This is a genomic window from Nocardioides daphniae, assembly GCF_004777465.1.
Taxonomy (GTDB): domain Bacteria; phylum Actinomycetota; class Actinomycetes; order Propionibacteriales; family Nocardioidaceae; genus Nocardioides; species Nocardioides daphniae.
On sequence record NZ_CP038462.1, the window covers coordinates 1,661,760 to 1,685,011 of the forward strand.

The window sequence follows — 23,252 nt, forward strand, 5'->3', positions numbered from 1 at the left end:
GGAATGTGCGTGCCAACCGGAGGCAAGACATGCAAACCTGTGGCCTTCACGTGGGCGACGGGGGAGCAGAAAGTCATGGAGGACGAGCAGGGCGACGGCGTTAACCTGAGACCCGTGGAGCCAAGAACGCCTGGTCAGGGTGTCGGCGCATCCTCGGGGTGGAGGTCGCGCCCCCTCTACGTGCGCGCTGCGCTCGAGGTCGGGCTGGTGCTGGTGCTCTTCGGCATCTACAAGATCGGCCGCCAGCTCGTGGCCGACCAAGTGCCGGAGGCCATGCGCCACGCCGACATGGTGCGGTCGGTCCAGGCCAACCTGTGGCTGCCGTCCGAGGCCGCCATCCAGGCCAGCGTGCACGTCGAGCTCCTGATGAGGGCCGCCAACGTCTACTACACCAGCGTCCACTTCCCGCTGATGGTGGTGTTCCTGGCCTGGGGGTTCCTGAGGCGCACCCCTGCTGAGTACCGATGGGCCCGTAACCTCGTCGTGATCCAGACGGGCGCAGCCCTGGCGATCCACGTCTTCTTCCCGTTGGCGCCGCCGCGGATGTTCCCGGAGTGGGGCTTCGTCGACACGATGGAGCGCTACGGACCTTCGCCCTACGAGGGGGTGAGCGGTGACGTCGCGAACCAGTTCGCGGCGATGCCGAGCCTGCACGTCGGATGGGCCGTGCTGATCGCCTACGTGGTCTACCGCACCGGGCCCCGCTGGTGGGCCTACGTGGCGGCGACGCACGCCTTGCTCACGGCCGTGATCGTGGTGATCACCGCCAACCACTGGTGGCTGGACGGCTTCGTCGGGATCGCCCTGCTGGTCGTCGCCGTCCTGGTGCTGCCCAGCCCCCATGCCGAGGTGGCGGATTCGGCCCCCGCCAGCGAGCCCGTCGAGGAGGCCGCAGCAGCCTGAAGGTCCGGGCACGGCACGTCGCCCGCTCCCGGAGGAACGGGCGACGCGGGCATGGGTCAGTCGTTCGAGTGCTGCAGCGTCCCGCCCTGGTCCTCCAGGTGCGCCCGGACGAACCAGTGGAACTGCTCCAGCTGCGACGCCTGGCTGATGAGCATGTCCTCGGTGATGGGGTCGAGGTCACCGGCCACCTCGACCGCGTCGCGCTGCGAAGTGATCACGCCCTCGTAGACGGCGTCGAGGGCGGAGAGGTGCTCCTGGGTGCCGGCGCGGCCGACCGCGTAGTCCTCCCAGTCGCGCTCCTTGACGAGGGCACCGGGGGTGCCGACCGGCGTACCGCCGAGCGCAGCGATGCGCTCCGCGGTCTCGTCGGCCATCGCGCGCACCTCGACGACCTGGGGGTCGATCATCTCGTGCACCGCGATGAAGTGCGGGCCGACGACGTTCCAGTGAGCGTGCTTCAGCGTGAGGTGGAGGTCGTTGAAGGCGTGGAGACGAGCCTGAAGGACCTCGATGAGTCGCTTCGCGTCCGCGTCGTCCAGCCCGGGGATCGTGTACGGAAGTGCCTTCTTGTTCTGGGTCATGCAACTCCACTACCCATGGCCCCTCGGCGGCTAACCCAAGAATTTCCGGCAACCGTGGGCGCGCTGCCGGGACCTGGGGCACTGTTCAGGCAGGGCTCAGGGTGGTTGGCTGAGAAGGCGTGGGTCAGGACGGGGAGGTGAGCATGCAGCCCGGTCACTTCGTCGGTCCGTCCCTCTCTGCCCTGGGCAAGGAGGTCGTCGCGCGGACCCCGTCGGACCGTGATCGCGTCGTCGACCTGGTGCGCGCCTGCGCGCTCCTCCTCGTCGTCCTGGGGCACTGGCTCAAGCAGGGGTTGTACGTCGACGACGTCGGCGAGCTGCGACGCGCCGGCCTGCTCGGCCAGGCCGAGTGGACCCACCCCCTCACCTGGGTCTTCCAGGTGATGCCGCTCGTCTTCGCGGTCGGGGGCTTCGTCAACGGCCTGTCCTGGCGCCGGGAGAGCGCGCGGGGCACCTCGTACGGCGCGTGGTTGCGCCACCGCGTCCGGCGCCTGACCGCTCCCTTGGTGCCGCTCATGCTGCTGTGGGCGGCTGCGCCGCTCGTCGCTCCCGCGGTCGGGCTGGGGCCCGACTGGCTGCACGTCGCCTCGAAGACGTCGTTGGTGGCGACCTGGTTCCTGGCGGCCTACTTGGTCGTGGTGGCGCTGGTCCCCGCCACGTACGCCCTCTGGCAGCGCTGGCGCTGGGCGTCGATCATCGCCGGCGTGGTGGTGGCCGTCGACGTCGCCTCACTGGGGATGGACCTGCCCTGGGTCGGGGGGCTCAACGCGCTGGTGGTGTGGGGGACGCTGCACCAGTGCGGGTACGCCTGGCTCGAGTGCCGTCGGAGGGCGTCCCCGCTCCTGATGGCCGGGGTGGCGGGGAGCCTGCTGGTCGCACTGACGGCGTTGGTCGTCGTCGGCCCGTACGGCGTCTCGATGGTCGGCGTGGACGGCTACGGCGTCAACAACACCGCGCCGCCGCGACTCACGATCCTGGTCCTGGGGTGCGCCCAGGTGGCGGGTGTCATGGCCCTCGAGCCGCTGCTGCGCCGACTCGCGGCGGTGCCGGCGATCTGGGTGGCCGTGGTGCTGGTGGACCGCAGGGCGATGACCCTCTACCTGTGGCACCTCACCTGCCTGTCGCTGCTGGCCGCCGTCTCCCTGTCACTCGGGGGACTGGGCCTGCGCGCCATCCCCGCGAGCGAGGAGTGGTGGTGGGGCCGTCCGGCGTGGTTGCTGCTCCTCCTGGTCGCCACTGTCGTCGCCGTGGCTCTGCTCGGTCGCTGGGAGGAGTCCTCGCCGGCGACCGACACGCCGGGCAGCACGGCCCGCGCCGTGGCGGAGGTGGTGGCGGTGGTGACCTGTGTCGCCTACCTGGCCAGCTACGGCGTGGGCCGGCAGAGCGACGGGGCGGGCGGCCTCGTCGCCCTGCTGTGCGCCGTGAGCGTGCTCGCGGCCCGGCGGTGGGACGCGACGGCGCGGAGGTCGGTCACCGGAACATCGCGACCTTGAGCGCGCCACTGTCCTGGGGTCGCTCGAAGACGTCGTACGCGTCCTGGATCTCGTCGAGCCCGAAGCGGTGCGTGACGAGGCCGTCGACCGGCAGCCGCTCCTCGGCGAGCAGCCGCAGCAGCGTGGGCGTGGACGAGGTGTCCACCAGTCCGGTCGTGATGGTGACGTCCTTGGTCCACAGCTGCTCGAGGTGGAGCGTGACCGGAGCACCGTGCACGCCCACGTTGGCCACCGTGCCTCCGGGCCGCACCAGTTCGGCGCAGAGCTCGAATGTCTCGGGGATGCCGACGGCCTCGATCACGGTGTCGTAGCCCAGTCCGTCGGTGTGCGTCCCCACCGACGCCAGCGCGGCGTCGCGGCCGTCGAGGCGACGCGTCGGCACCGAGCTGCTCCCCCGCCGTGCGTCGGGCCTCGGCGGGGTCGACGACCACGATCCGCGAAGGTGTGAGCAGCCGTGCGGTGGCGATGCAGGCCAGACCGATCGGGCCGGCGCCGACGATGGCGACCGTCGAGCCCGGGGCCACGGCGCCGTTGCACACCGACCTCGTACGCCGTGGGGAGGATGTCGGCGAGCAGCACGGCCTGCTCGTCCGTGACCGTGTCCGGCAGTACGTGCAACGCACGGTCGGCGAAGGGCACCCTGACGAGCTCGGCCTGGGTCCGTCGACGAGGTGTCCCAGGGTCCAGCCGCCACCGTTCAGGCACTGGCCGTCGCGGTTCTGGCGACAGTACGAGCAGCGCCCGCACCCTGCGACGCAGGAGACGAGGCCGGTCCCCGGCGCTGACCCCGGTGACGCCGTCGCCCACCTCGAGGACGGTGCCGACCGCCTCGTGGCCCAGGACCCGCCCGGCAGTGACCTCCGGACGTCGCCCTTCAGGATGTGCAGGTCGGTCCCGCAGATGGTCACTGCGTCGACCCGCACGAGCGCATCCGTCGGGGCCTGCAGCTCGGGGTCCGGGACGGACGTCCAGACACGTCGTCCGGGACCCTGGAACGTCATCGCCTTCATGGGCTTCTCCTCACCCGACGGCGGCCGTGTGCCGCGCCGTCGGTAGCTCGGCTGGTGGCTCGCGGGGCGGGTCCGTGGCGCTTCTGTCCGCGTCGCGGGCCTGCGGGAGCTCCATCTCGTCCAGGTCCACCCGGATGACGAAGCTGCGCCAGGACTGGGTGGTGACCGGTCGGCGTGACCGCTGTCGCGGCCAGGTCCCGTGGCGTGTCGACTGCATGACTCCTCCTGGCCCTGGCTCGGCGCACTGCCCCTCGCTCCGAGCGTCCTCCCGGCCCGCCCGTCGAGCCACGGTCGGGGGTCCCGGGTGGCTGGGACGAAGGGCCCCGACTGCCCTGCCCACCGCACGCCGGGCAGGTTCGGGACCAATGGCCCGGGCCCGGGGCCTGCTCGACGGCTAGCGTCGGCATGGAGCCAAGGAGGAGGCGGACGTGGCTGACAACGCAGCGGGCGCGGGCGGAGGAGCGATCTACGCCCTCGGCATCCTCGGGGCCTGGGTCCACTTCTGGCGCATCGCCGACGGGTTCTGGGAGCACGCGTACGCCGTGCTGCAGGGGCTGCTCTGGCCCGCCTACATGGTGTACGAGGCGTTCGGTGCGCTGGGCTGAGGGCCGGGGCCGCGCGCAGCGTTGCGCTCCGCGCGCTCCTTGATGCCCAGCAGCATCCGGCGCTCCATGACGGCGTGCGGAAGCTCGACGAAGGCGACGTACGCCAGTCCGCCGACGTTGCGCTCGGCATGGCTGCGGGCGATGAGTCGACAGGTGTGCGGGCCCGTGGGCGCACGACGTAGGCACCCCAGTTGTCGATCAGCAGGGACCGTGGAGGGTCGACCGCACCGATGGTCGTCGCGTAGCCGGGGAAGACCGTCAGCGGGTCGCCGACCTCGCGGTGCTGCCACTCGGGGTGGATGCGGTCGGCGCTGTGCAGCCGGCAGCCGGCCAGGTTCTCAAGCCAGTCGTAGGAGTAGAACCCACCGCGGTCCTGCCCGACCTGCACCAACCACCGCCACACCTCGGACGGCGGAGCGCGGACCGTGACGGCCCTGGTGGTGGTGAACCACGGCCGTTCGACGTCACCAGGGTAAGCGGTCGCCTGCTCCTCAGCGGTGGAGCCCCAGGTGAGGAGGCGTGGTCGCACGAGCGCGACGTGGAGCCACGGGGCCAGGGCCGGCCCACGCAGTGGCGCTGACCGCGCGTCGCGCCGTGGACCCGCGCCGTGGCCATCCGCGCAGGAGCGCCTCCGGTCCGACCACGCCACCCAGCCACAGGGCGAGCGGGCCACCGGAGACCACGGCCACGGCCCGGACGACCGCGGCGGGTCGCGGGCCCGGCCCCCTCGGCGTCTCGTCCGAGCTCATGGGTCCTCCTCGTCCGGCTGGCGACGTCCCACCTCCAGCGTCCGGGGAGGCCGGGGCCGTCGAACAGGGACTGCTGGCCCCCGGACCGGGGCCGAAGTCCTCCTGTCGTCCGGCAGCGCCCTGCGCAAGGGTTGAGCTGGAGCCGACCCCCAGGGAGGACCTATGTCGGAGCAGCAGAGCGGGGCCGTGGTCGTGGCGGTGGGCCGGGACCCGATGGATGCCGCGTTGAAGTACGCCGTCGACGAAGCGACCCGCCACCGTGCCCCGCTGCGTCTCGTGCACGTCGTACAGCGTCTCGAGCAGGGTTCGGAGACCCTGCCGCCCCCGGTCGACCTCGAGCAGGCAGCGCGAGAGCTGCTCGAGGCGGCCACCACCCAGGCGAGACGTCTCGAGGCGTCGCTCGACGTCACCACCGACCTGGTCGACGGTGCCGTCGTGCCGACCCTTGTCCGCTGCACGCAGGACGCGAGGGTGGTGGTGCTGCAGCGTCGCCAGCTCTCGCGGGCCAGACGGATGGTGACCCGGTCGGTCTCCAGCGGCGTCGCGGCGCGCGCCAGGGTGCCCGTGGTGTCGGTGCCGGCCCGGTGGTCCCCGGTCCGCTCGACCGAGGACACCCCCGTGGTCACCGTCGGCATCGACGACCCGGGGCACGCGCGCACCGTGCTCGAGGCCGCGGTGGAGGCTGCCAGGGTCAGGGGAGCCCAGCTGCACGTGGTGCACGCGTGGGTCCTGCCGGGCGGGTACGAGGGCTACGCCATGTCGCCCCACGAGGAGGAGACCTGGGCCCGTCGGTCGGAGAAGGAGCTGACCGGCCTGCTGGGCGAGGTGGAGACGACCGGGCTCGAGGTGCAGACCGACGTGGTCCACGGGCACGCGAGCGAGGTGCTGCGCGAGCAGGCGCGTGAGTCCGACCTGTTGGTGCTGGGACGCCACGACCCGCTCCTGCCGCTCTTCTCCCACCTCGGGCCGGTGGCACGGGCGATGCTGCGTGAGGTCTCCTGCCCGGTGCTCCTGGTCGATCCTTCGTGACGGCGGCTGGGCGGGGCGGCACGACGGACGCCCGGCCCGTGGTCCGAGGGGGTCATGGTGCGGACCCCCCTCGAAGTCCTATCGTCGGGGCATGGGCCGTCTCCCTGCAGGTGGGCGCTCGCCGAGGGCACGCGATGGTGTCCCGCCCGGGTGAGGGGGTGCAGCACGCCCTCCCGCACACGACGACGAGGGCGCTGCTCCGTGCCAACCGGACGATCATCGCGGACCTGTCGCTGGAGTCGGTGCTCAAGCGGATCGTCGAGGTCGCGTGCGAGCTGGTCGGTGCGGCGTACGGGGCGTTGGGCGTCATCGGGCCCGACGGCACCGGACTGCAGGAGTTCATCCACGTCGGCATGGACGCCGAGACGGTGGACCGCATCGGTGACCTCCCGCGGGGTCGGGGGCTCCTGGGTGCGCTGATCGAGGATCCGTGCCCGATCCGGCTGCCGCACATCGGGGAGGACCCGCGGTCGGCCGGGTTCCCGGCGGGCCACCCCGAGATGAAGGGGTTCCTCGGGGTGCCGATCCGGGTGCGCGACGAGGTCTTCGGCAACCTCTACCTCGCCTCGCCCGACCGACGCGAGTTCACCGCGGAGGACGAGGAGCTGGTGGCGGCGCTGGCGGCCACGGCAGGGATCGCGATCGACAACGCGCGGCTGTACGAGGAGTCGGTCCAGCGCCAGGAGTGGCTCGAGGCGACCACGGACACCACGCGCAAGGTGCTCCTCGCGCACGGGGACCAGGCGCTGCGGGCCATCGGCCAGCGGGTCGCCGAGCTCGCGGAGGCCGACGTCGTCGCGGTGGTGCTTCCGGCCGACGAGGAGACGCTGCACGTCGTCGTGGCGGTCGGGCTCGACGCCGACCGGCTGCTCGACCTCGAGTACCCGATGGCCGGTTCGGTCGTGGAGAGCGTCATGACCTCGGGCCGGCCACAGGTGTTCGTGGACGTCGTGGACCCCGAGAACCCGGGCGTGCCCCGGATCGTCATCTCGGAGATCGTGCAGCTCGGCCCGGCGATGGCGCTGCCGCTGGCCGGCAGCGAGGCGGTCAGGGGAGTGCTCATGGTGGGCCGTCGTCCTGGCGGCGCACCGTTCACGGACGCGGAGGTGGCGATGGCGACCGACTTCGCGCACCACGCGGCGGTGGCGCTGGAGCTCGCCGAGGCGCGGCGGGAGGCCCAGCGGGCGCTCATCATGGAGGACCGTTCCCGGATCGCCCGCGACCTCCACGACCACGTGATCCAGCAGCTCTTCGCGGCAGGGATGACGTTGCAGGGCGCGGCGCTTCGTTCCGACGACGAGGCCGTGGCAGAGCTGGTGGGCGGGGTGGTCGACCAGATCGACGACGCCATCCGCCAGATCCGGACGTACATCTTCCACCTGCGTACGCCCGAGGGACCCGGCGCCGGCCTGCGGGCCTGGGTCCTCGGCCTGTGCAGCGAGGCCGTCCCTGCCCTCGGCTTCACGCCTCGCGTGCAGTTCCGGGGACCGGTCGGCACGGTGACAGACGAGGAGCTGGCCGACGACGTGTGCGCAGTGGTGCGTGAGTCGCTGAGCAATGCGGCGCGCCACTCCGGCGCCAGCCGGGTCTCGGTCGTCGCGGAGGTCAAGGACGGACGGTTGGCGGTGGTCGTGGAGGACGACGGCCGCGGCATCGCGCACTCCGCACGTCGCAGCGGGTTGCGCAACCTCGCGCAGCGGGCTGCCGCGCGAGGAGGAAGGTACGACGTGGGGCCGGGGCCGCAGGGACGTGGCACCCGGGTGTGGTGGGCGGTGCCCCTGCGTCGGGGTGAGCCGGCCGAGGGGGCCGTGCCGACTCCTCGCGGTCGCGCCGTGAACGGATCGGCGAAGGAGGAGTGATGGCTGGGGAGTCCAAGATCCGGGTCTACGTGCTCGACGACCACGACGTGGTGAGGAGAGGGTTGCGGACCTTGCTGGAGGCCGCCGGTGACATCGAGGTGGTGGGGGAGTCCGGGTCGGCGGTGACCGCCACGGACCGGATCCCCGCGCTGAGGCCTGACGTCGCCATCCTGGACGGCCGGTTGCCCGACGGCTCGGGCATCGAGGTCTGTCGGTCGGTGCGCTCCGTCGACCCCTCGATCAGGGCGCTGATCCTGACGTCCTACGACGATGACGACGCGCTCTTCGCCGCCATCATGGCGGGCGCCTCGGGCTACGTCCTCAAGGAGGTGAAGTCGGGGGACCTCGTGACGGCGGTGCGGCAGGTGGCTGCGGGGCTGTCGTTGATCGACCCGCAGCTCACCCATGCCGTACTGGAGCGGATCAGGCACCCGGCGCCGACGGTGCCGGAGCTGCAGGCGCTCACCGACCAGGAGCTGCGCCTGCTCAAGCTGGTCGCCGAGGGCCTCACCAACCGCCAGATCGGCGAGCGGATGTTCCTGGCGGAGAAGACCGTCAAGAACTACGTCTCGAGCATCCTCGCCAAGCTCGGGCTGGAGCGGCGTACGCAGGCAGCGGTGCTGGCGACCAAGCTCCTCGGCCCGCCTGAGAGGTGAGGCTTCTCGGGGAGACCCACGTCACGCCACCCGGCCGGTCCTTGCCGTTAGGTTGAGGAGTGCCACCACGCGAGCCCGAGGAGACGGCATGCACATGACCCCCGCGACCATGCGGCTGCACGGTCAGGACCTGTCCTACGTCGACAGCGGTGACGGTCCGGTCGTCCTCTTCATCCACGGGATCCTCGGATCTCAGCACCACTGGAGCCACCTGGTGGAGCAGCTCGACGACACCTTCCGTGTGGTGGTGCCGGACCTCTTCGGGCACGGCGCGTCAGCGAAGCCGATGGGCGACTACTCGCTCAGCGCGCACGCCGCCACATTGCGCGACCTGCTGGACCGCCTCGAGATCGACACGGTCACCCTGGTCGGCCACTCGCTGGGCGGCGGCATCGCCATGCAGTTCTTCTACCTGTTCCCGGAGCGGGTCGAACGACTGGTGCTGGTGGCCAGCGGAGGGCTGGGCCGGGAGGTCAGCCCGTGGCTCCGCTCGGCCACCCTGCCAGGGGCCGAGCAGGTGCTCGGCGTGGTTGCCTCGGACTGGCTGACGAGCCGGTTGCAGGGGCTCGCCGTCAAGGCCTCGGACTGGGGATGGAGGCCGGGAGCCGACGTCCGAGCCATGTGGCGGGGGTTCCGGTCGCTGGGCGACCGGGAGAGCCGTCGAGCCTTCCTGGCCACGACGCGTGCCGTGGTCGACGTCGGCGGCCAGACGGTCAGCGCCCACGGCCACCTGGAGGAGGTGGAGGCGCCGCCGACCCTGCTCGTCTGGGGCTCCAAGGACAGGGTGATCCCTGCGTGGCACGCGCTCAAGGCCCGTGAGTCCGTGCCCGGGATCCAAGTCGAGCTCTTCGAGGGAGCCGGCCACTTCCCGCACCTCGACGACCCCGAGCGTTTCACGGAGCTGTTGCGGTCGTTCGTGGCGTCGACGCCCGAGTGACACCTCGCCGGACCCGCACGGTCACGGTGTCACCGCTTCTCGCAGGCGATCCCGTCCTTGTCGCGGTCGGACTTGGTGTTCTTGTTGTACCAGGCCTTGGACTTGTGGAAGTTGCGCACCGGGGTGCCGCTGGTCTTGTCCTTGGCGTTGGGTCGACCCACGCCGTGGGGGAACTTCTTGTTGAGGGCCGTGCAGTTCTTGAAGGTGTACGGCCCGGCAGCGGCCTCCGCCGAGGAGACGACAGCCATCGTCGGGAGCCCCACCAGCGCAGCGGTGGCGAGCGAGGCGACGGTCGTGCGGAACCTGGTCATGGCAATCTCCCTGTCGAGTGGTGGGGCGTCAATCTAGGTCGCGCCCGTCGGGTCCCGCAGGCGAACCGTTCAACGCGCGCGTCTGCCGTTCGGCGTACGCCGTCACGCGCCCACTGGCGGGAAGCTGACGGATGTCGGAAGGTGGTGACCGCGGTCACATGCAGCGGCCGCGACGACCCCGCGCCCCGAGGAGCCACCCGTGACTGACTCGACGACCGTCCCCAGTGCCCTGCCCAGCCACGACGCCGGTCCGACGGACACGCCGCTGCTGGAGTCGACGATCGGTGACAACTTCGACGAGGTGGCGGCGCGCTTCCCGACCCGCGAAGCACTGGTCGACGTCGCCCAGGGTCGGCGCTGGACCTACGCGGAGCTGCGCGAGGACGTCGACCGGTTGGCGCGTGCGTTCCTCGTGTCCGGCGTACGCACCGGTGACCGGGTCGGGATCTGGGCCCCGAACTGTGCTGAGTGGACGTTGACCCAGTTCGCGACCGCGAAGATCGGGGCCATCCTGGTCACGATCAACCCGTCCTACCGGGCGCACGAGCTCGCCTACGTGCTCAACCAGGCCGGCGTCTCGACCCTGGTGGCGGTGCCTTCCTTCAGGAGCAGCGACTACGCCGCGATGATCGAGGAGGTCCGTCACGACGCGCGGGCCCTCGAGGGTGCACCTCATCGGCACCGGCTCCTGGGACGACCTGCTCGCCGGAGCCGACGACCTCTCCGCCGAGCAGCTGTCGGTGGTGCAGATGAGCCTCGAGCCGAACGACCCGATCAACATCCAGTACACCTCCGGGCACCACGGGCTTCCCCAAGGGCGCCACCCTTAGCCACCGCAACATCCTCAACAACGGGTTCTTCGTCGGTGAGCTGTGCGACTACACCGAGGAGGACCGGGTCTGCATCCCGGTGCCCTTCTACCACTGCTTCGGCATGGTGATGGGCAACCTCGCGTGCACCACGCACGGTGCCTGCATGGTCATCCCGGCGCCGGGCTTCGACGCCGAGACGACCCTGCGGGCGGTGCAGGACGAGCGCTGCACCAGCCTCTACGGCGTGCCGACGATGTTCATCGCCGAGTGGAACCTGCCCAACTTCGAGGAGTTCGACCTCTCCACGGTCCGCACCGGCATCATGGCGGGCTCGCCGTGCCCCGCCGAGCTGATGAAGAAGCTCATCGCCTCGGGGATCGAGGAGATGACGATCGCCTACGGCATGACCGAGACCTCGCCGGTCTCCACCCAGAACCGCACCGACGACACCTTCGAGCAGAAGACCGGCACCGTCGGACGCGTCGGTCCGCACCTGGAGATCAAGATCGTCGACCCGACGGGTGAGACCGTGCCGCGCGGAGTGGCGGGGGAGTTCCTGACCAAGGGCTACTCGGTGATGCTCGGCTACTGGGACGAGCCGGAAAAGACGGCCGAGGCCGTCGAGGACGGATGGATGCACACCGGCGACATCGGGGTGATGGACGACGACGGCTTCGTGCGCATCACCGGCAGGATCAAGGACATGGTGATCCGCGGCGGCGAGAACGTCTACCCGCGCGAGATCGAGGAGTTCCTCTACACGCACCCCGACATCGTGGACGCCCAGGTGATCGGGGTGCCCGACGAGCGCTACGGCGAGGAGCTCTGCGCCTGGGTCCAGCTCAGGGAGGGCGCGGAGCCCCTCGACGCCGACCGGCTGCGTGAGTTCTGCACGGGCCAGCTCGCGCACTACAAGATTCCTCGCTACGTCGAGGTCGTCGAGGAGTTCCCGATGACCGTGACCGCAAGGTGCGGAAGGTGGAGATGCGCCAGACGATGGCCCGCAAGCTCGGGCTGGTGAACTGAGCGCGCCGGGCGCCTTCTCCTCCCTCTGCTCCCGGGCATCAGCCCTGGGGCACCAGGTCGGCGTCCTGCGTGCGCAGGGTGCCCTTGACGATCTTGCCGCCGGCGTTGCGGGGCAGCTCCGGCAGGACGACGAGGTCCTTCGGGGTCTTGTACGACGCCAGCCGGCCCTGCAGGAACTCGGTGAGCGCGTCCAGGGTGAGCTCCCGGTCGGGGACCGTCGAGACGACGGCGACGGGCACCTGGCCCCCACCGGTCGTCGGCCCGCCCGATCACGGCCACCTCGCGCACGGCCGGGTGGTTGGCGATGGCGTTCTCGACCTCGGCGCAGTAGATGTTCTCGCCACCCGAGACGATCATGTCCTTCATCCGGTCGACGACCCAGACGAACCCCTCGGCGTCCTGCCTCACCAGGTCGCCCGAGTGGAACCAGCCCCCGGCGAAGGCCTCCGCCGTGGCCTCCGGCTTGTTCCAGTACCCCTTCATCACCGTGGGGCCGCGGTAGACGATCTCGCCCACCTCGCCAGGGACGACGTCGTTCATCAACGGGTCGACCAGCCGGTACTGGATGGTCGGGATCGGCTGGCCGACCGACCCGAGCTTGCGCAACGAGTCCTCGCCGCGTAGACCGCAGGTGATGGGTGAGGTCTCGGTCTGGCCGAAGACCGCGACGTTGAGCGCGTCGGGGAACTTCTCCGCCATCGCCCGCAGCGTCGCGTCCGAGGCGGGTGCTGCACCCCAGCTGATGATGCGCAGCTTGAGGTCGCGCCGGTCGATGTCCGGCTGGGCGCAGATCAGGACACACGCGGTGACCTGACTGCTGCGGCCGCGGCGGCGAAGTTTTGGTGCTCGGAGCAGTACGTCGACGTGGTGAACCGATGCGTCCAGCTGCACGGCGGCTACGGCTACATGCTCGAGTACCGCATCGCCCACGACTACCTGGACTCGCGCATCTCGACGATCTACGGCGGGGACGACCGAGATCATGAAGGAGATCGTGGGGCGCGACCTGGGGCTCTGAGCCCGTCCGAGACCCGGCGGATCAGCCCGCGTCGTGGTCCTTGCGGCGCAGCCAGCCGCCGGCGTAGAGAGCCCAGAGCACGAGCAGCGGCTGGAAGAAGAGGCGGGTGAGGCGCTTCTGGTCGGTGTCGAGGCCGAAGGCGTCCGTCCCTCCACGTACTGAGCGATGTTGCCCGGGAAGATGGCGACGAAGAAGGCCGCCAGGAGGCCGCCGAAGAGGCGCTTGTGCTTCGGGAGGGCGACGAGCCCCGCACCCAGCGCGACCTCGACGACGCCGGAGCCGACGACGGTGAGGTCGTCGTCGATCGGGAACCACTCGGGCACCTGTGCCTGGAACTCCTGACGCTGCGCGGTCAGGTGGAGAACACCGGCGGTCACCATGGCAGACCCAAGGAGGACCCGGGCGACGGTGCGGGGGAGTGAAGTCATGGAGCGAGCGTACGGAGCCCGACAAGGCAGTGGTCAGCGTTTGTCCCGAGCGGGAGCGGGTACCCGAGTCGCGAGCACCTGTGGAGCGCAGCCCGCCTGCACGAGCGGCGAGGTCCGGGCGCCCGATCGAGGAGGAGACCTGATGGCCGCGAAGAATCAGAAGGGTCCGGGGCCCAGCGTCAAGGACGCGGACCTCTACGAGGAGCTGCGTGACGACGGCGCCAGCAAGGAGAAGGCGGCGAGGATCGCCAATGCCGCGGCCAACACGTCCCGCTCCGAGGTGGGGCGCAAGGGTGGGGAGTCCGGGTCGTACGAGGACTGGACGGTTCCGGAGCTGCGCAAGCGGGCCGCCGAGATCGGCGTCGAGGGCCGTTCGTCGATGCGCAAGGCAGAGCTCGTCAAGGCCCTGCGCGACCACTGACCATCGCGCCGGTGCCGCGGGCACCGGTCGCACCGACCGCGCGACGCACCGACCGCCACGAGGGAGAGCGCGATGACGACGTACGAGGACCAGACGGCCCGCAGCGACCGGAGCACGGGCGTCACCAGCCGTGACCGCCTGCGACAGGCGGTGGTGGTGGTCAGCGCCGTGCTGGGCATCATCGGCGCCGTGATCGGCTCCGGGGCCTGGGGCGGTGAACCGGTGGCCGAGGCGGCCGGGGGCGCCCTCTCCGCCGACGCGACCTTCCTGGCGCCGGCAGGCCCGGCGTTCTCGATCTGGTCCGTGATCTACACGGCCCTGGTGGTGTGGACGGTCTGGCACACGCTGCCCGGACGCGCCTCGTCGTCGCTGGCCCGGGCCACCGGCTGGTGGGGGGCCGCCTCGCTTCTGCTCAACGCGTCGTGGCTCCTCACGGTGCAGGTGGAGCTGCTGTGGCTGAGCGTCGTGATCATCGTGGTGCTGGCACTCGTCCTGGGGCGCCTGCTGACCGCTCCCGGGGCCACCGACGACCGCGCCGGGGAGGTGATCACCCGGGTGACGTTCGGCCTCTACCTGGGCTGGGTCAGCGTGGCGACCTGCGCCAACCTGGCTGCCGTCCTCGTCGACGCGGGCGTCGACTCCGGACGACGTGTGGGTGAGGAGATCGCGCTGGTGGTGCTGGCGGCCGTCTGCGGACTGGTCCTTCTCTACGCCCTGCGGGTCGGCATCGCACGCTGGGCCGTCACCGCGGCGGCCGTGTGGGGGCTGTCGTGGATCGCGGTCGGGCGTCTCACCGACCAGCCCGACTCCACGGTGGTGGGGATCGGTGCGCTCGTCGCGGCGGTGGTCTCGGTCGGACTCACCGCCCTGGGTGCCCGGCGGGGGCGCAGCCGACGTGGAGCCTGACCGCGTGTGATCCCCGGGGCGCGGGGTACAGGAAGGTCTTCCGCAGCCCCATCAAGGAGGACGACGTGACGCGTTTCGGCTACTTCCTCACCTGTGAGGAGTACAGCCCTGCAGAGCTGGTCGAGCAGGCCGTGCTCGCTGAGCAGGCCGGCTTCGAGGCACTGTGGATCAGTGACCACTACCACCCGTGGAACGACGAGCAGGGCGAGAGCGCCTTCGTGTGGACCGTGATCGGCGCCCTGGCCCAGGCCACGAACCTGCCGGTGACCACTGCCGTCACCTGCCCCACGGTGAGGATTCACCCAGCGATCATCGCCCAGGCGGCCGCCACCTGCGCCGCCATGATGCCGGGCCGCTTCATCCTCGGGGTAGGCAGCGGCGAGGCCCTCAACGAGCACGTGCTGGGGGACGTCTGGCCCTCGGCAGACGTGCGCCTCGAGATGCTCGAGGAAGCGGTCGAGCTGATCCGCGAGCTGTGGAAGGGCGACTTCGTGACCCACCGTGGGCGCCACTACAAGACCGACACCGCCCGCATCTACACCCTGCCCGAGCAGCCGCCGGAGATCTGGGTCTCAGGCTTCGGGCCGAAGGCCACCGAGCTGGCGGCTCGGATCGGGGACGGCTACATCACCACGACGCCGGACGAGGAGCTGCTGCAGCGGTTCCGGGAGGGCTCCGGAGGCAAGCCCGCCCAGATCGGCATCAAGGTGAGCTGGGCCCCCACGGCCGAGGAGGGCGTGGACCACGCGCACCGGCTGTGGGGCACCAGCGGCCTGCCCGGGGAGCTGGCCCAGGTCCTGCCCTCACCGCGACACTTCGAGCAGGGGGCCGAGCTGGTGACGAAGGAGCAGACGGCCTCGACCGTCACCTGCGGGCCCGACCTCGATGCGCACGTCGCCGCCATGAAGGAGTGCGTCGACGCCGGCTTCGAGGAGGTCTACGTCGCCAACATGGGACCGCACTGGCGCGAGATGATCGCTGCCTACGGCGACCAGGTCCTGCCGCGGCTCAGGTCGACCAGCTGACGTCGTCGGCCGGCGGGTGGGTCAGTTGTCTCCCCGCCGGCGGCGGCTGCCGCGAGTGGGGTCGGGGGTGACGTCCTGGCGCTCGGGGTCGTGGGCCTGGCGCTCGGCCCGGCGGGCGTCCAGCCGCCACACCAGGAGGAACAGCAGGCCAGCACGACGACAGGGATCAGGAACGTCAGCAGTGTCGTTGTCATGGGGTCGCTCTACCCGCTCGCACGCCATTCCATGCCCGATTCGTGGCTCATGGTTGGAACGCCGACGACGGGGTACACGGAGGGCTCACCCACACCTGAAGGAGGTCCTCATGGGACTGGATGACAAGGCCAAGCACAAGGCTGAGGAAACCATCGGTCGGGGCAAGGAGGCGGCCGGTGCCGCCACTGACGACGACTCGCTGCGCGCCGAGGGCAAGACCGACCAGAACAAGGCGAAGGTGAAGGACAAGGTCACCGACGTCAAGGACAAGATCGAGAAGAAGATCGACGACCTGGGGTGACCACGCCCCTGCCGTGCTAGACACGTCGCGTGGAGACCACGACGTCGTTGTTCCTCGCGCTCGACCTGACCGGCGTCTTCGCCTTCGCCCTCAACGGGGCGTTGACGGCGCTGCGGGTCACGCGGATCGACATCGTCGGGGTCGTGACGCTTGCGATGTTCACGGCGCTGGGCGGGGGCATGGTGCGCGACATCCTGTTGGGCGCCGTGCCCCCGGCCACCTTCGTCGACTGGAGATACCTGGCAGTCGCCGCCCTCGGCGGGCTGGTGGCCTTCGTCTTCGGTCGGCACCTGCAGCAGCTCTCCCGCCCCATACTCGCGCTGGACGCCGCCGGCCTGAGCCTCTTCGCCGTCACCGGCGCGCTCAAGGGGCTCGACTTCGGGATGGGGGTCGTCCAGGCCACCATCCTGGGCGCTGTCACCGCGGTCGGCGGGGGCACGTTGCGCGACGTCCTCGTCCGAGAGGTGCCCGCCGTCCTCTCGAGCGGCCTGTACGCCGTCCCCGCGCTGCTCGGAGGCCTCCTGGTGGCGGGTCTCGTCGAGGGCGGTCTCGCGGTGCTGCCAGCGGCCCTGGCCGGCGCGGTCGCCTGCTTCACCCTACGGATGGTCGGGGTGCGTTTCGACCTGCACGCCCCGGTGCCGCGCTCGGTGCTGCGCCCGCGGCCGTGACGGCGGGCACCCGCCGACGCGCCAGCACCGTCCCCGAAACTGTCGGTGGTCGTCCTTAGCCTTGGTCGCGTGAAGATCCTGCACACGTCGGACTGGCACATCGGCCGGACGTTCCACCAGCACTCGACCGCTGACGCGCTCGCGTCCGTGCTCGACGCCCTGGTGGTGGCGGTGGCCGAGCACGCCGTCGACGTGGTCGTGGTCGCCGGCGACGTCTTCGACTCCTCGATGCCGTCGGCGCAGTCGGTGCGGGAGCTCGACCGGGTCCTGGTCGCCCTCAGCCGTGCGGGGGCCACGGTCGTCGTGACGGCCGGCAACCACGACTCACCGGCCAGGCTCGGAGCCCGAGCTGTCTTCACCGCCGAGGTGGGCGTCCACGTGCTGACCCGGCCCGAGCGGCTCGCCGACCCCGTCGTCGTCGCCGACGAGCACGGTCCGGTGCACATCTACGGCATCCCCTTCCTGGAGCCCACCCTCGTGCGACACCTCTGGCCCGAGGCTCCCCGCACCCAGGCGGGCGTCATGCAGGCGGCGCTCGGCATGGTCCGCGCCGACGCCGAGGGGCGCGGGGCACGGCGTACGGTCGTCGCTGCCCACACCTTCGTCTTCGGCGCCGACGGTGAGTCCTGCGAGTCCGAGCGCGGCATCACCTCCGGCGGTGTCGACCGGGTTCCCGTCCCCAGCTTCGACGGGTTCGACTACGTGGCGCTGGGCCACATCCACGGGCGCAGCACGCTCGCGCCCGCCGTGCGCTACTCGGGCGCACCGCTGCACCTCTCCTTCTCCGAGCAGGACAAGCCCCGAGGCGCCTGGCTGGTCCACCTCGACGCGTCCGGCCTCGAGCGGGTCGAGTGGCTCGACCTCCCCGTCCCGCGCCCCTTGGTGACCCTGGAGGGCACGTTGGACGAGCTCCTGGGCGACGCCGGGCTCATGCACCACGAGGGCGCGTGGGTGCGCGCCCGGCTCACCGACGTCGAGCGGCCCATGGACCCGATGCGACGCCTGCAGAAGAGGTTCCCGCACTGCGCGGTCCTGGAGTTCGCCCCGTCCGCGGTGCGCCCGGTGCCCGCGCGCCTCGACCGTGAGCGGTTCGCCCAGCTCAGCGACGAGGACGTGGTGGCCCAGTTCCTGGCTCACGTGCGAGGCGGCGAGGAGCCCAGTCCCGCCGAGCGTGGGCTCATCGACGAGGTGCTCGGCGAGCTGCGTGGGCAGGAGGCCACCCGGTGAGGATCCACAGCGTGGAGATGGCCGGCTTCGGTCCTTTCCTGTCTCCGCAGCGCGTGGACTTCGACGCCCTTCGCCGACGACGGGATCTTCCTCGTCCAGGGCAGGACCGGGGCGGGAAAGTCCAGCATCCTCGACGCCGTCGTCTACGCCTTGTTCAACAACGCCCCACGCTACCGGTCGGCCGCGCCCCTGCAGCTGCGGAGCCACCACTGCTCCACCGACGACCCGACGTGGGTCGAGCTGGAGTTCAGCTCCGACGGTCGGCGCTACCGCGTGCGGCGCACCCCTGAGTACGAGCGCCCCAAGAGTCGCGGCGAGGGGCTCACCACCGAACGTCCCACCGCCCACCTGTGGCGCCTCGACGCCAGCGGGTGGACGGCTCTCGAGGCCAGCGTGCGTACGGTCGCCCAGGCGCTCGACGAGATCCTTCCGTTGTCCTGCCAGCAGTTCCTCCAGGTGGTCCTGCTGGCCCAGGGTGAGTTCGCCCGGTTCCTCGTCGCCGACAGCGCCGAGCGCAAGACCCTGCTCGGCGCCCTCTTCGACACGAGTCGGTTCGAGAGCTTCGACCGGCTGCTCCAGGCCCGGGTCGCGAGTCGCCGCGGCGAGATCGAGCGAGCGGCCTCCGCGACCGACGTGGTGGTGGAGCAGCTCGTGCTCCACCTCGCCACCGATCGTCCTGAGGAGCCCGACGAGGAGTGGTTGGCCCTCCTTCACGGCACGACTGCCCAGGCGGTCGCCGAGGCCGAGGAGGCCCGTGCCGCGGCCCGCCGCCTGCTTGACGAGCGGCGGAGCGAGTGGGAGGGAGCCCGCGCCCTGCTCGCCCTGCAGCAGCGCCGCGACTCCCTGCTCGCCACGTTGGCCCGGCTCGACGAGCAGGCGAGCCGGGTGGGGGAGGCACGCCGGGTGGTGGCGCGCGCCGAGGCCAGCGAAGCCGTCCGACCGGCCGCGAGACGTGCGTCCGGCTCGACGTGCGCCTGCGCCACGAACGTGATGCGCTGGCCAAGGCCGAGGCGACCTACGAGGAGGTGCACGGCCTCCCGGTCCCGTCGGTCCTCGCCGACGAGCGTGACGACCTGGTGGAGCGGGTCGCCGCCGCCCGACAGGCCCTCGAGCTGGAGTCCCGCCTCGCCACGGTCCGGGCGGAGCAGGACCAGGTCGCGCGCAGGATCGAGGAGCTCCGCCACCAGCTCGGGCAGGTCGAGCACCGACTGGCCGAGCACCGCCAGGTCCTCGAGCGCGAGGCCACGACCAGCGTGGACAAGGCCAGCTCGGTGGTGCTGGAGCTGATCGACGAGCAGGCGCGGTCCAGGCGCCACGTCGCCGCAGTGGCAGAGCGTGCCCGGGCCGAGCAGGAGCTCCTGGTGGCGGGGGAGACGCGTACGCGCGCGTCGGCCGCCCTGGACGCGCTGCGTCGTCGCAGCCTCGACCAGTACGCCGGCCGCCTTGCGCAAGGGCTGGTGGAGGGTGAGGCGTGCCCGGTGTGTGGTGGTGTCGAGCACCCTGCCCCGGCGGAGGTCACCGGGGTGCCGGTGCGCGAGGAGGACGTGGAGGCAGCGGAGCGCGAGTTCACGGCCGCCCAGGCTGCGTGCACGGCTGCCGAGGCCACGGTGGCGGCCGCACGGGCGCGCGAGTCGGCCCACGCCGGCGCCCGGTCGCCGGAGCTGCTGGCTGAGCTGGTGCACGAGGCGGGGCTGGTGGTCCGTGACGCCGAGCGTCAGGCCGCCGAGCGGGCGGAGGCAGCCACGGCCCACGCGGAGCTGGACCACCGTCGGCAGCGCATGTCGGAGGAGGTCGCCGGCCTGGTGGTGCGGGCTGAGGCACTGGAGGAGAGCGCGGACGAGCTGCTGCGACGGGTCGAGGCAGCCTCCGGCACCTCGGAGTCGGTGGCCGATCGGTTGGACGGGCTCCAGGCACAGCTGGCTGCCCTCGATGGGGTGCTCTCGTGCCGTCGCTCCGAGGAGAAGCTCCGGGCCGAGCACGCGACTGCCCGGGCCCACCTCGTCGAGATGCTGGATCGGCACGGCTTCGACGACGAGGCGGCCTGCGTCGCGGCCCAGCGTCCCGCCGTGGAGGTTGAGCAGCTGCGCCGCGACGTGCGGCGTCACGACGAGCTGTTGACCGTCACCACCAGCGGGTTGGCCGACCCCGCCCTGCACGAGCTGCCCGAGGATCCCTGCGACCCCGCTCCGCTGGAGCGCCTCGTGCACGAGGCGGCGACCGCGCACGACCTCGCCGCCGAGGCAGCCGGGGTCGCCACCCAGCGGCACGGGACCACGACCGACCTGGTCCGGCGCCTTCGCATCGCCTGGGCCCGCGACGCCGACGTACGACGCGAGTTCGAGGTCCTGCGACGCCTGGCCGCCACCGTGCACGGTGAGCCGCCCAACACACGGCGCCTGCGCCTGGAGAGCTACGTCCTGTCGGTGGAGCTGGACCAGATCGTGCAGGCGGCCAACCGTCGGCTGCACGTCATGTCAGCCGGGCGGTACGCCCTGCTGCTCGACGACCGGGTGGCGACCAGGGGCAACAACGCGGGCCTCGAGGTGCGGGTGCTCGACCACCACACCCAGGAGACGCGGGCCCCCGAGTCCCTCTCCGGCGGGGAGAAGTTCCTGGCGTCGCTCTCGCTCGCGCTCGGACTCTCCGAGGTGGTGAGCAACCGGGCCGGGGGCGTCAGCCTCGACACGCTCTTCATCGACGAGGGGTTCGGCTCACTCGACGCCGAGACCCTGGACCTGGCGATGCACACCCTGGACTCCCTGCGCGAGCACGGTCGGACGGTGGGGGTGATCAGTCACGTCGAGGCGATGAAGGAGCGCATCCCGGCGCAGCTGCTCGTCGAGCACGCTCCAGGCGGTTGGAGCATGATCCGCACCCTCGGCTGAGCCGCGGGGCCGACCCGATCGGGTGCGCAGGCCTGAGTCGCTGACCCCGAAATTCGGTAGATCGTGGGTTCGGTAGTCCTACGGATTCCACAGGTCCGAAGGTGGATCTAGCGTGGAGAACGATCGAGGCGACTGACATACCGCCGTCTTGAACCGGGCGCCGCGGACCCAGCCGCAGGCCGGGCGTCCCACGGCGGATCGGGCCATGGGGGCCGAGCGGCTGATCGCCCGCTGCGCCGGGCCCTTCTCGGGGAGACTCACGATGAACGACACCACCCACGAGCACGACGACACGGCCATGCCGCGTCCCAGCTCCTTCGCGCCGGCCGAGACCTCACGTGCCGGTGACCAGGGCACGGCCGTCCGGTCCGCGCAGGCGTACCTGCGCCGGTTCGGCTACCTGCCCAACGAGGACCTGTCCGAGCAGTACGCCCAGTGGCGCCCTGCGGTGGGCAGGTCGCCGCGGGCCGAGGACGAGTTCGACGACTCGATGGAGGAGGCGGTGCGCCTCTTCCAGAAGATGTACGGCCTCGACGAGACCGGTGAGGTCGACGAGGCCACGCTCGAGCTGATGTCGAAGCCGCGCTGTGGCTTCCCCGACATCGTCACGAGCGACGGGCTGGCCCCCTTCGTGGCCCAGGGCAACCGGTGGCCCGGGCCCAACGTGACCTACCGCCACGTCAACTTCACGCCCGACCTCCCGCAGGCCGACGTCCGAGCCGCGATCCGGGGTGCGTTCGACCGCTGGTCGGCGGTGACGCCGCTGAGCTTCACCGAGGCCGCGACGGCGGACATGGAGATCGGCTTCTTCGCCGGCAACCACGGTGACGGTGCGGGCAACGCCTTCGACGGGCCGAGCGGCGTGCTGGCGCACTGCTACTACCCGCCGCCCAACGGCGGGGGGATCGCCGGAGACTGCCACTTCGACGAGGCGGAGACCTGGAGCGTCAACACGCCGCCGTCCGGCATCGACCTGCCCACGGTCACCCTGCACGAGCTCGGGCACGGCCTCGGCCTTGCGCACTCCGAGGACCCCAACGCGGTGATGTACGCCTACTACGGCGGCCCCCGGCGCGAGCTCACCGGGGACGACGTCGCAGGCATCCAGTCGATCTACGGGCAGCGTTTCCGCTGGGCCTCCCTGGGCGGGGTCATCAACAACCAGGTGGCCGGCAACAACAAGGACGGCCGGATCGAGGTGTTCGCGCAGGGGACCGACGGCGCCCTGTGGCACATCTGGCAGACCGCCCCCAACAACGGGTGGAGTGGCTGGAGCTCGCTCGGTGGCTGGCTCAGCAACCCCACGGTCGGTCGCAACAAGGACGGCCGTCTGGAGGTCTTCGGGCGCGGTGCCGACGGGGCGCTCTGGCACAAGTGGCAGCTGACGCCCGGTGGGGCGTGGAGCGACTGGAACTCGCTGGGCGGCGTGATCAGCCAACCCGTCGTCGCGAGCAACGCCGACGGCCGGCTGGAGGTCTTCGGCCAGGGGACCGACGGCGCCCTGTGGCACATCTGGCAGACCGCGCCCAACGGTGGCTGGAGCGGCTGGAGCTCGCTCGGCGGGTGGATCACCACGCCTGCGGTCGGTCGCAACCAGGACGGTCGCCTGGAGGTCTTCGTGCAGGGCTCGGACAACGCCCTGTGGCAGATCTGGCAGACCGCGCCCAACGGCGGCTGGAGCGGGTGGAGCTCGCTGGGTGGCTGGATCCGCGACCCTGCGGTCGGTCGCAACCAGGACGGTCGCCTGGAGGTCTTCGTGCAGGGCTCGGACAACGCCCTGTGGCAGATCTGGCAGACCGCGCCGAACAACGGCTGGAGCGGGTGGAGCTCGCTGGGTGGCTGGATCCGCAAGCCGTCGGTGCGCAACAACGCCGATGGCCGTCTGGAGGTCTTCGTCCGTGGTGCGGACACGGCTCTCTGGCACATCTGGCAGACCGCGCCGAACAACGGCTGGAGCGGGTGGAGCGGACTGGGAGGACTGATGATCGGCGGCCCGGTCGCCACGAACAACCAGGACGGGCGGCTCGAGGTCTTCGTCAAGGGCACCGACGGAGCCCTCTGGCAGACGTGGCAGAGCACGCCGAACGGGGGCTGGAACTGATCAGCCTGGTCTGATCGGTCCCAGGGCGCGCGACGCCGACGGTGCTCCGTCGGCGTCGTTGCCCAGCCTCGTGTGGCCATCGGAGTTCGCCGGTCGTTCACCGCTG

Annotated in this window: 23 protein-coding genes and 3 pseudogenes; 19 read left to right on the forward strand and 7 right to left on the reverse strand. The window is 71.3% G+C overall.

Translation table 11 applies throughout. The annotated features are described in order from the left end of the window. Positions 1-75 precede the first annotated feature (75 nt). On the forward strand, positions 76-903 hold the full coding sequence (locus tag E2C04_RS08185; RefSeq protein ID WP_135832237.1) for a phosphatase PAP2 family protein: 828 nt from the start codon (positions 76-78) through the stop codon (positions 901-903). A 56-nt stretch (positions 904-959) separates the two neighbouring features. Here E2C04_RS08185 and dps read toward each other — a convergent pair whose 3' ends face one another. Then, complete coding sequence (gene dps, locus E2C04_RS08190; RefSeq protein WP_135832238.1) at positions 960-1,484, reverse strand: DNA starvation/stationary phase protection protein Dps; 525 nt, start codon at positions 1,482-1,484, stop codon at positions 960-962. 143 nt (positions 1,485-1,627) lie between these two features. Here dps and E2C04_RS08195 point away from each other — a divergent pair, with 143 nt between their 5' ends. Beyond that, a complete protein-coding gene (locus E2C04_RS08195) occupies positions 1,628-2,977 on the forward strand; it encodes an acyltransferase family protein (protein WP_229721655.1) in 1,350 nt (449 codons plus the stop codon). Here the strand turns inward: E2C04_RS08195 and E2C04_RS19570 are convergent. The 3 genes and pseudogenes from E2C04_RS19570 to E2C04_RS21910 form a co-directional block, all read right to left on the reverse strand. Then, positions 2,955-3,359, reverse strand: coding sequence for a zinc-binding dehydrogenase (locus E2C04_RS19570; protein ID WP_238694481.1), 405 nt, complete (start codon positions 3,357-3,359; stop codon positions 2,955-2,957). The genes E2C04_RS08195 and E2C04_RS19570 overlap by 23 nt on opposite strands. Continuing rightward, the gene (locus E2C04_RS21905) at positions 3,275-3,817 is read right to left on the reverse strand and encodes an MDR/zinc-dependent alcohol dehydrogenase-like family protein (protein WP_420873101.1); all 543 of its coding nucleotides are present in this window, start codon (positions 3,815-3,817) and stop codon (positions 3,275-3,277) included. The genes E2C04_RS19570 and E2C04_RS21905 overlap by 85 nt, the downstream gene beginning before the upstream one ends. After that, positions 3,712-3,987: pseudogene (locus E2C04_RS21910) on the reverse strand (hypothetical protein); the annotation flags it as partial. The pseudogene E2C04_RS21910 and the gene E2C04_RS21905, both read right to left, overlap by 106 nt. A gap of 428 nt (positions 3,988-4,415) precedes the next feature. Here E2C04_RS21910 and E2C04_RS18060 point away from each other — a divergent pair. Then, the gene (locus E2C04_RS18060) at positions 4,416-4,592 is read left to right on the forward strand and encodes a hypothetical protein (protein WP_170213498.1); all 177 of its coding nucleotides are present in this window, start codon (positions 4,416-4,418) and stop codon (positions 4,590-4,592) included. 491 nt (positions 4,593-5,083) lie between these two features. On the opposite strand, the gene E2C04_RS17715 is transcribed toward E2C04_RS18060, so the two are convergent. Further along, on the reverse strand, positions 5,084-5,341 hold the full coding sequence (locus tag E2C04_RS17715) for a hypothetical protein (RefSeq protein WP_158630641.1): 258 nt from the start codon (positions 5,339-5,341) through the stop codon (positions 5,084-5,086). A gap of 162 nt (positions 5,342-5,503) precedes the next feature. Here E2C04_RS17715 and E2C04_RS08210 point away from each other — a divergent pair, with 162 nt between their 5' ends. The 4 genes from E2C04_RS08210 to E2C04_RS08225 all read left to right on the forward strand — a co-directional run bounded on the left by E2C04_RS08210 (position 5,504) and on the right by E2C04_RS08225 (position 9,822). Next, the gene (locus tag E2C04_RS08210; protein ID WP_135832240.1) at positions 5,504-6,370 is read left to right on the forward strand and encodes a universal stress protein; all 867 of its coding nucleotides are present in this window, start codon (positions 5,504-5,506) and stop codon (positions 6,368-6,370) included. A 134-nt stretch (positions 6,371-6,504) separates the two neighbouring features. After that, positions 6,505-8,229, forward strand: a complete 1,725-nt coding sequence (locus tag E2C04_RS08215; RefSeq protein ID WP_135832241.1) for a sensor histidine kinase — start codon at positions 6,505-6,507, stop codon at positions 8,227-8,229. Continuing rightward, positions 8,229-8,885 carry a response regulator gene (locus tag E2C04_RS08220; RefSeq protein WP_135832242.1) on the forward strand — a complete coding sequence of 219 codons (657 nt, stop codon included), beginning with the start codon at positions 8,229-8,231 and terminating at the stop codon, positions 8,883-8,885. Before E2C04_RS08215 ends, E2C04_RS08220 begins: the two co-directional genes overlap by 1 nt. 88 nt (positions 8,886-8,973) lie before the next feature. Continuing rightward, complete coding sequence (locus E2C04_RS08225; protein WP_202977938.1) at positions 8,974-9,822, forward strand: alpha/beta fold hydrolase; 849 nt, start codon at positions 8,974-8,976, stop codon at positions 9,820-9,822. Between the two features lie 29 nt (positions 9,823-9,851). On the opposite strand, the gene E2C04_RS08230 is transcribed toward E2C04_RS08225, so the two are convergent. Then, a complete protein-coding gene (locus E2C04_RS08230; RefSeq protein WP_170213499.1) occupies positions 9,852-10,133 on the reverse strand; it encodes an excalibur calcium-binding domain-containing protein in 282 nt (93 codons plus the stop codon). A gap of 301 nt (positions 10,134-10,434) precedes the next feature. Between E2C04_RS08230 and E2C04_RS08235 the strand changes: the two are divergent. Further along, positions 10,435-11,477 (forward strand): annotated as a pseudogene (locus tag E2C04_RS08235) (AMP-binding protein); the annotation flags it as partial. 171 nt (positions 11,478-11,648) lie between these two features. Then, on the forward strand, positions 11,649-11,966 hold the full coding sequence (locus E2C04_RS19580; protein WP_238694501.1) for an AMP-binding enzyme: 318 nt from the start codon (positions 11,649-11,651) through the stop codon (positions 11,964-11,966). Here the strand turns inward: E2C04_RS19580 and E2C04_RS08240 are convergent. Then, entirely contained in the window at positions 11,870-12,901 is a 1,032-nt protein-coding gene (locus tag E2C04_RS08240; protein WP_275106576.1) for an AMP-binding protein, read from the reverse strand. The genes E2C04_RS19580 and E2C04_RS08240 overlap by 97 nt on opposite strands. On the opposite strand from E2C04_RS08240, the gene E2C04_RS19585 reads away from it, so the two are divergent. The 10 genes and pseudogenes from E2C04_RS19585 to E2C04_RS18630 all read left to right on the forward strand — a co-directional run bounded on the left by E2C04_RS19585 (position 12,782) and on the right by E2C04_RS18630 (position 23,146). Then, complete coding sequence (locus E2C04_RS19585) at positions 12,782-13,099, forward strand: acyl-CoA dehydrogenase family protein (protein WP_275106577.1); 318 nt, start codon at positions 12,782-12,784, stop codon at positions 13,097-13,099. The genes E2C04_RS08240 and E2C04_RS19585 overlap by 120 nt on opposite strands. Positions 13,100-13,559: 460 nt before the next feature. Further along, on the forward strand, positions 13,560-13,838 hold the full coding sequence (locus E2C04_RS08255) for a DUF7218 family protein (protein WP_135832243.1): 279 nt from the start codon (positions 13,560-13,562) through the stop codon (positions 13,836-13,838). 72 nt (positions 13,839-13,910) lie between these two features. After that, positions 13,911-14,744, forward strand: coding sequence for a tryptophan-rich sensory protein (locus tag E2C04_RS08260; protein ID WP_135832244.1), 834 nt, complete (start codon positions 13,911-13,913; stop codon positions 14,742-14,744). A gap of 65 nt (positions 14,745-14,809) precedes the next feature. Continuing rightward, entirely contained in the window at positions 14,810-15,769 is a 960-nt protein-coding gene (locus E2C04_RS08265; protein WP_135832245.1) for a TIGR03557 family F420-dependent LLM class oxidoreductase, read from the forward strand. A 304-nt stretch (positions 15,770-16,073) separates the two neighbouring features. After that, positions 16,074-16,265, forward strand: a complete 192-nt coding sequence (locus tag E2C04_RS08270) for a CsbD family protein (protein WP_135832246.1) — start codon at positions 16,074-16,076, stop codon at positions 16,263-16,265. Positions 16,266-16,294: 29 nt separating this feature from the next. Continuing rightward, positions 16,295-16,933 (forward strand): trimeric intracellular cation channel family protein, encoded by a 639-nt coding sequence (locus tag E2C04_RS08275; protein WP_135832247.1) that lies wholly within the window; start codon positions 16,295-16,297, stop codon positions 16,931-16,933. Between the two features lie 69 nt (positions 16,934-17,002). Next, a complete protein-coding gene (locus E2C04_RS08280) occupies positions 17,003-18,160 on the forward strand; it encodes an exonuclease SbcCD subunit D (protein ID WP_135832248.1) in 1,158 nt (385 codons plus the stop codon). 75 nt (positions 18,161-18,235) lie between these two features. Further along, positions 18,236-18,712, forward strand: a pseudogene (locus E2C04_RS20835) (AAA family ATPase); the annotation flags it as partial. A gap of 473 nt (positions 18,713-19,185) precedes the next feature. Beyond that, positions 19,186-21,045 (forward strand): SbcC/MukB-like Walker B domain-containing protein, encoded by a 1,860-nt coding sequence (locus E2C04_RS20840; RefSeq protein ID WP_135832250.1) that lies wholly within the window; start codon positions 19,186-19,188, stop codon positions 21,043-21,045. Between the two features lie 262 nt (positions 21,046-21,307). Continuing rightward, on the forward strand, positions 21,308-23,146 hold the full coding sequence (locus E2C04_RS18630; protein WP_202977939.1) for a DUF8189 domain-containing protein: 1,839 nt from the start codon (positions 21,308-21,310) through the stop codon (positions 23,144-23,146). Positions 23,147-23,252: the final 106 nt, after the last annotated feature.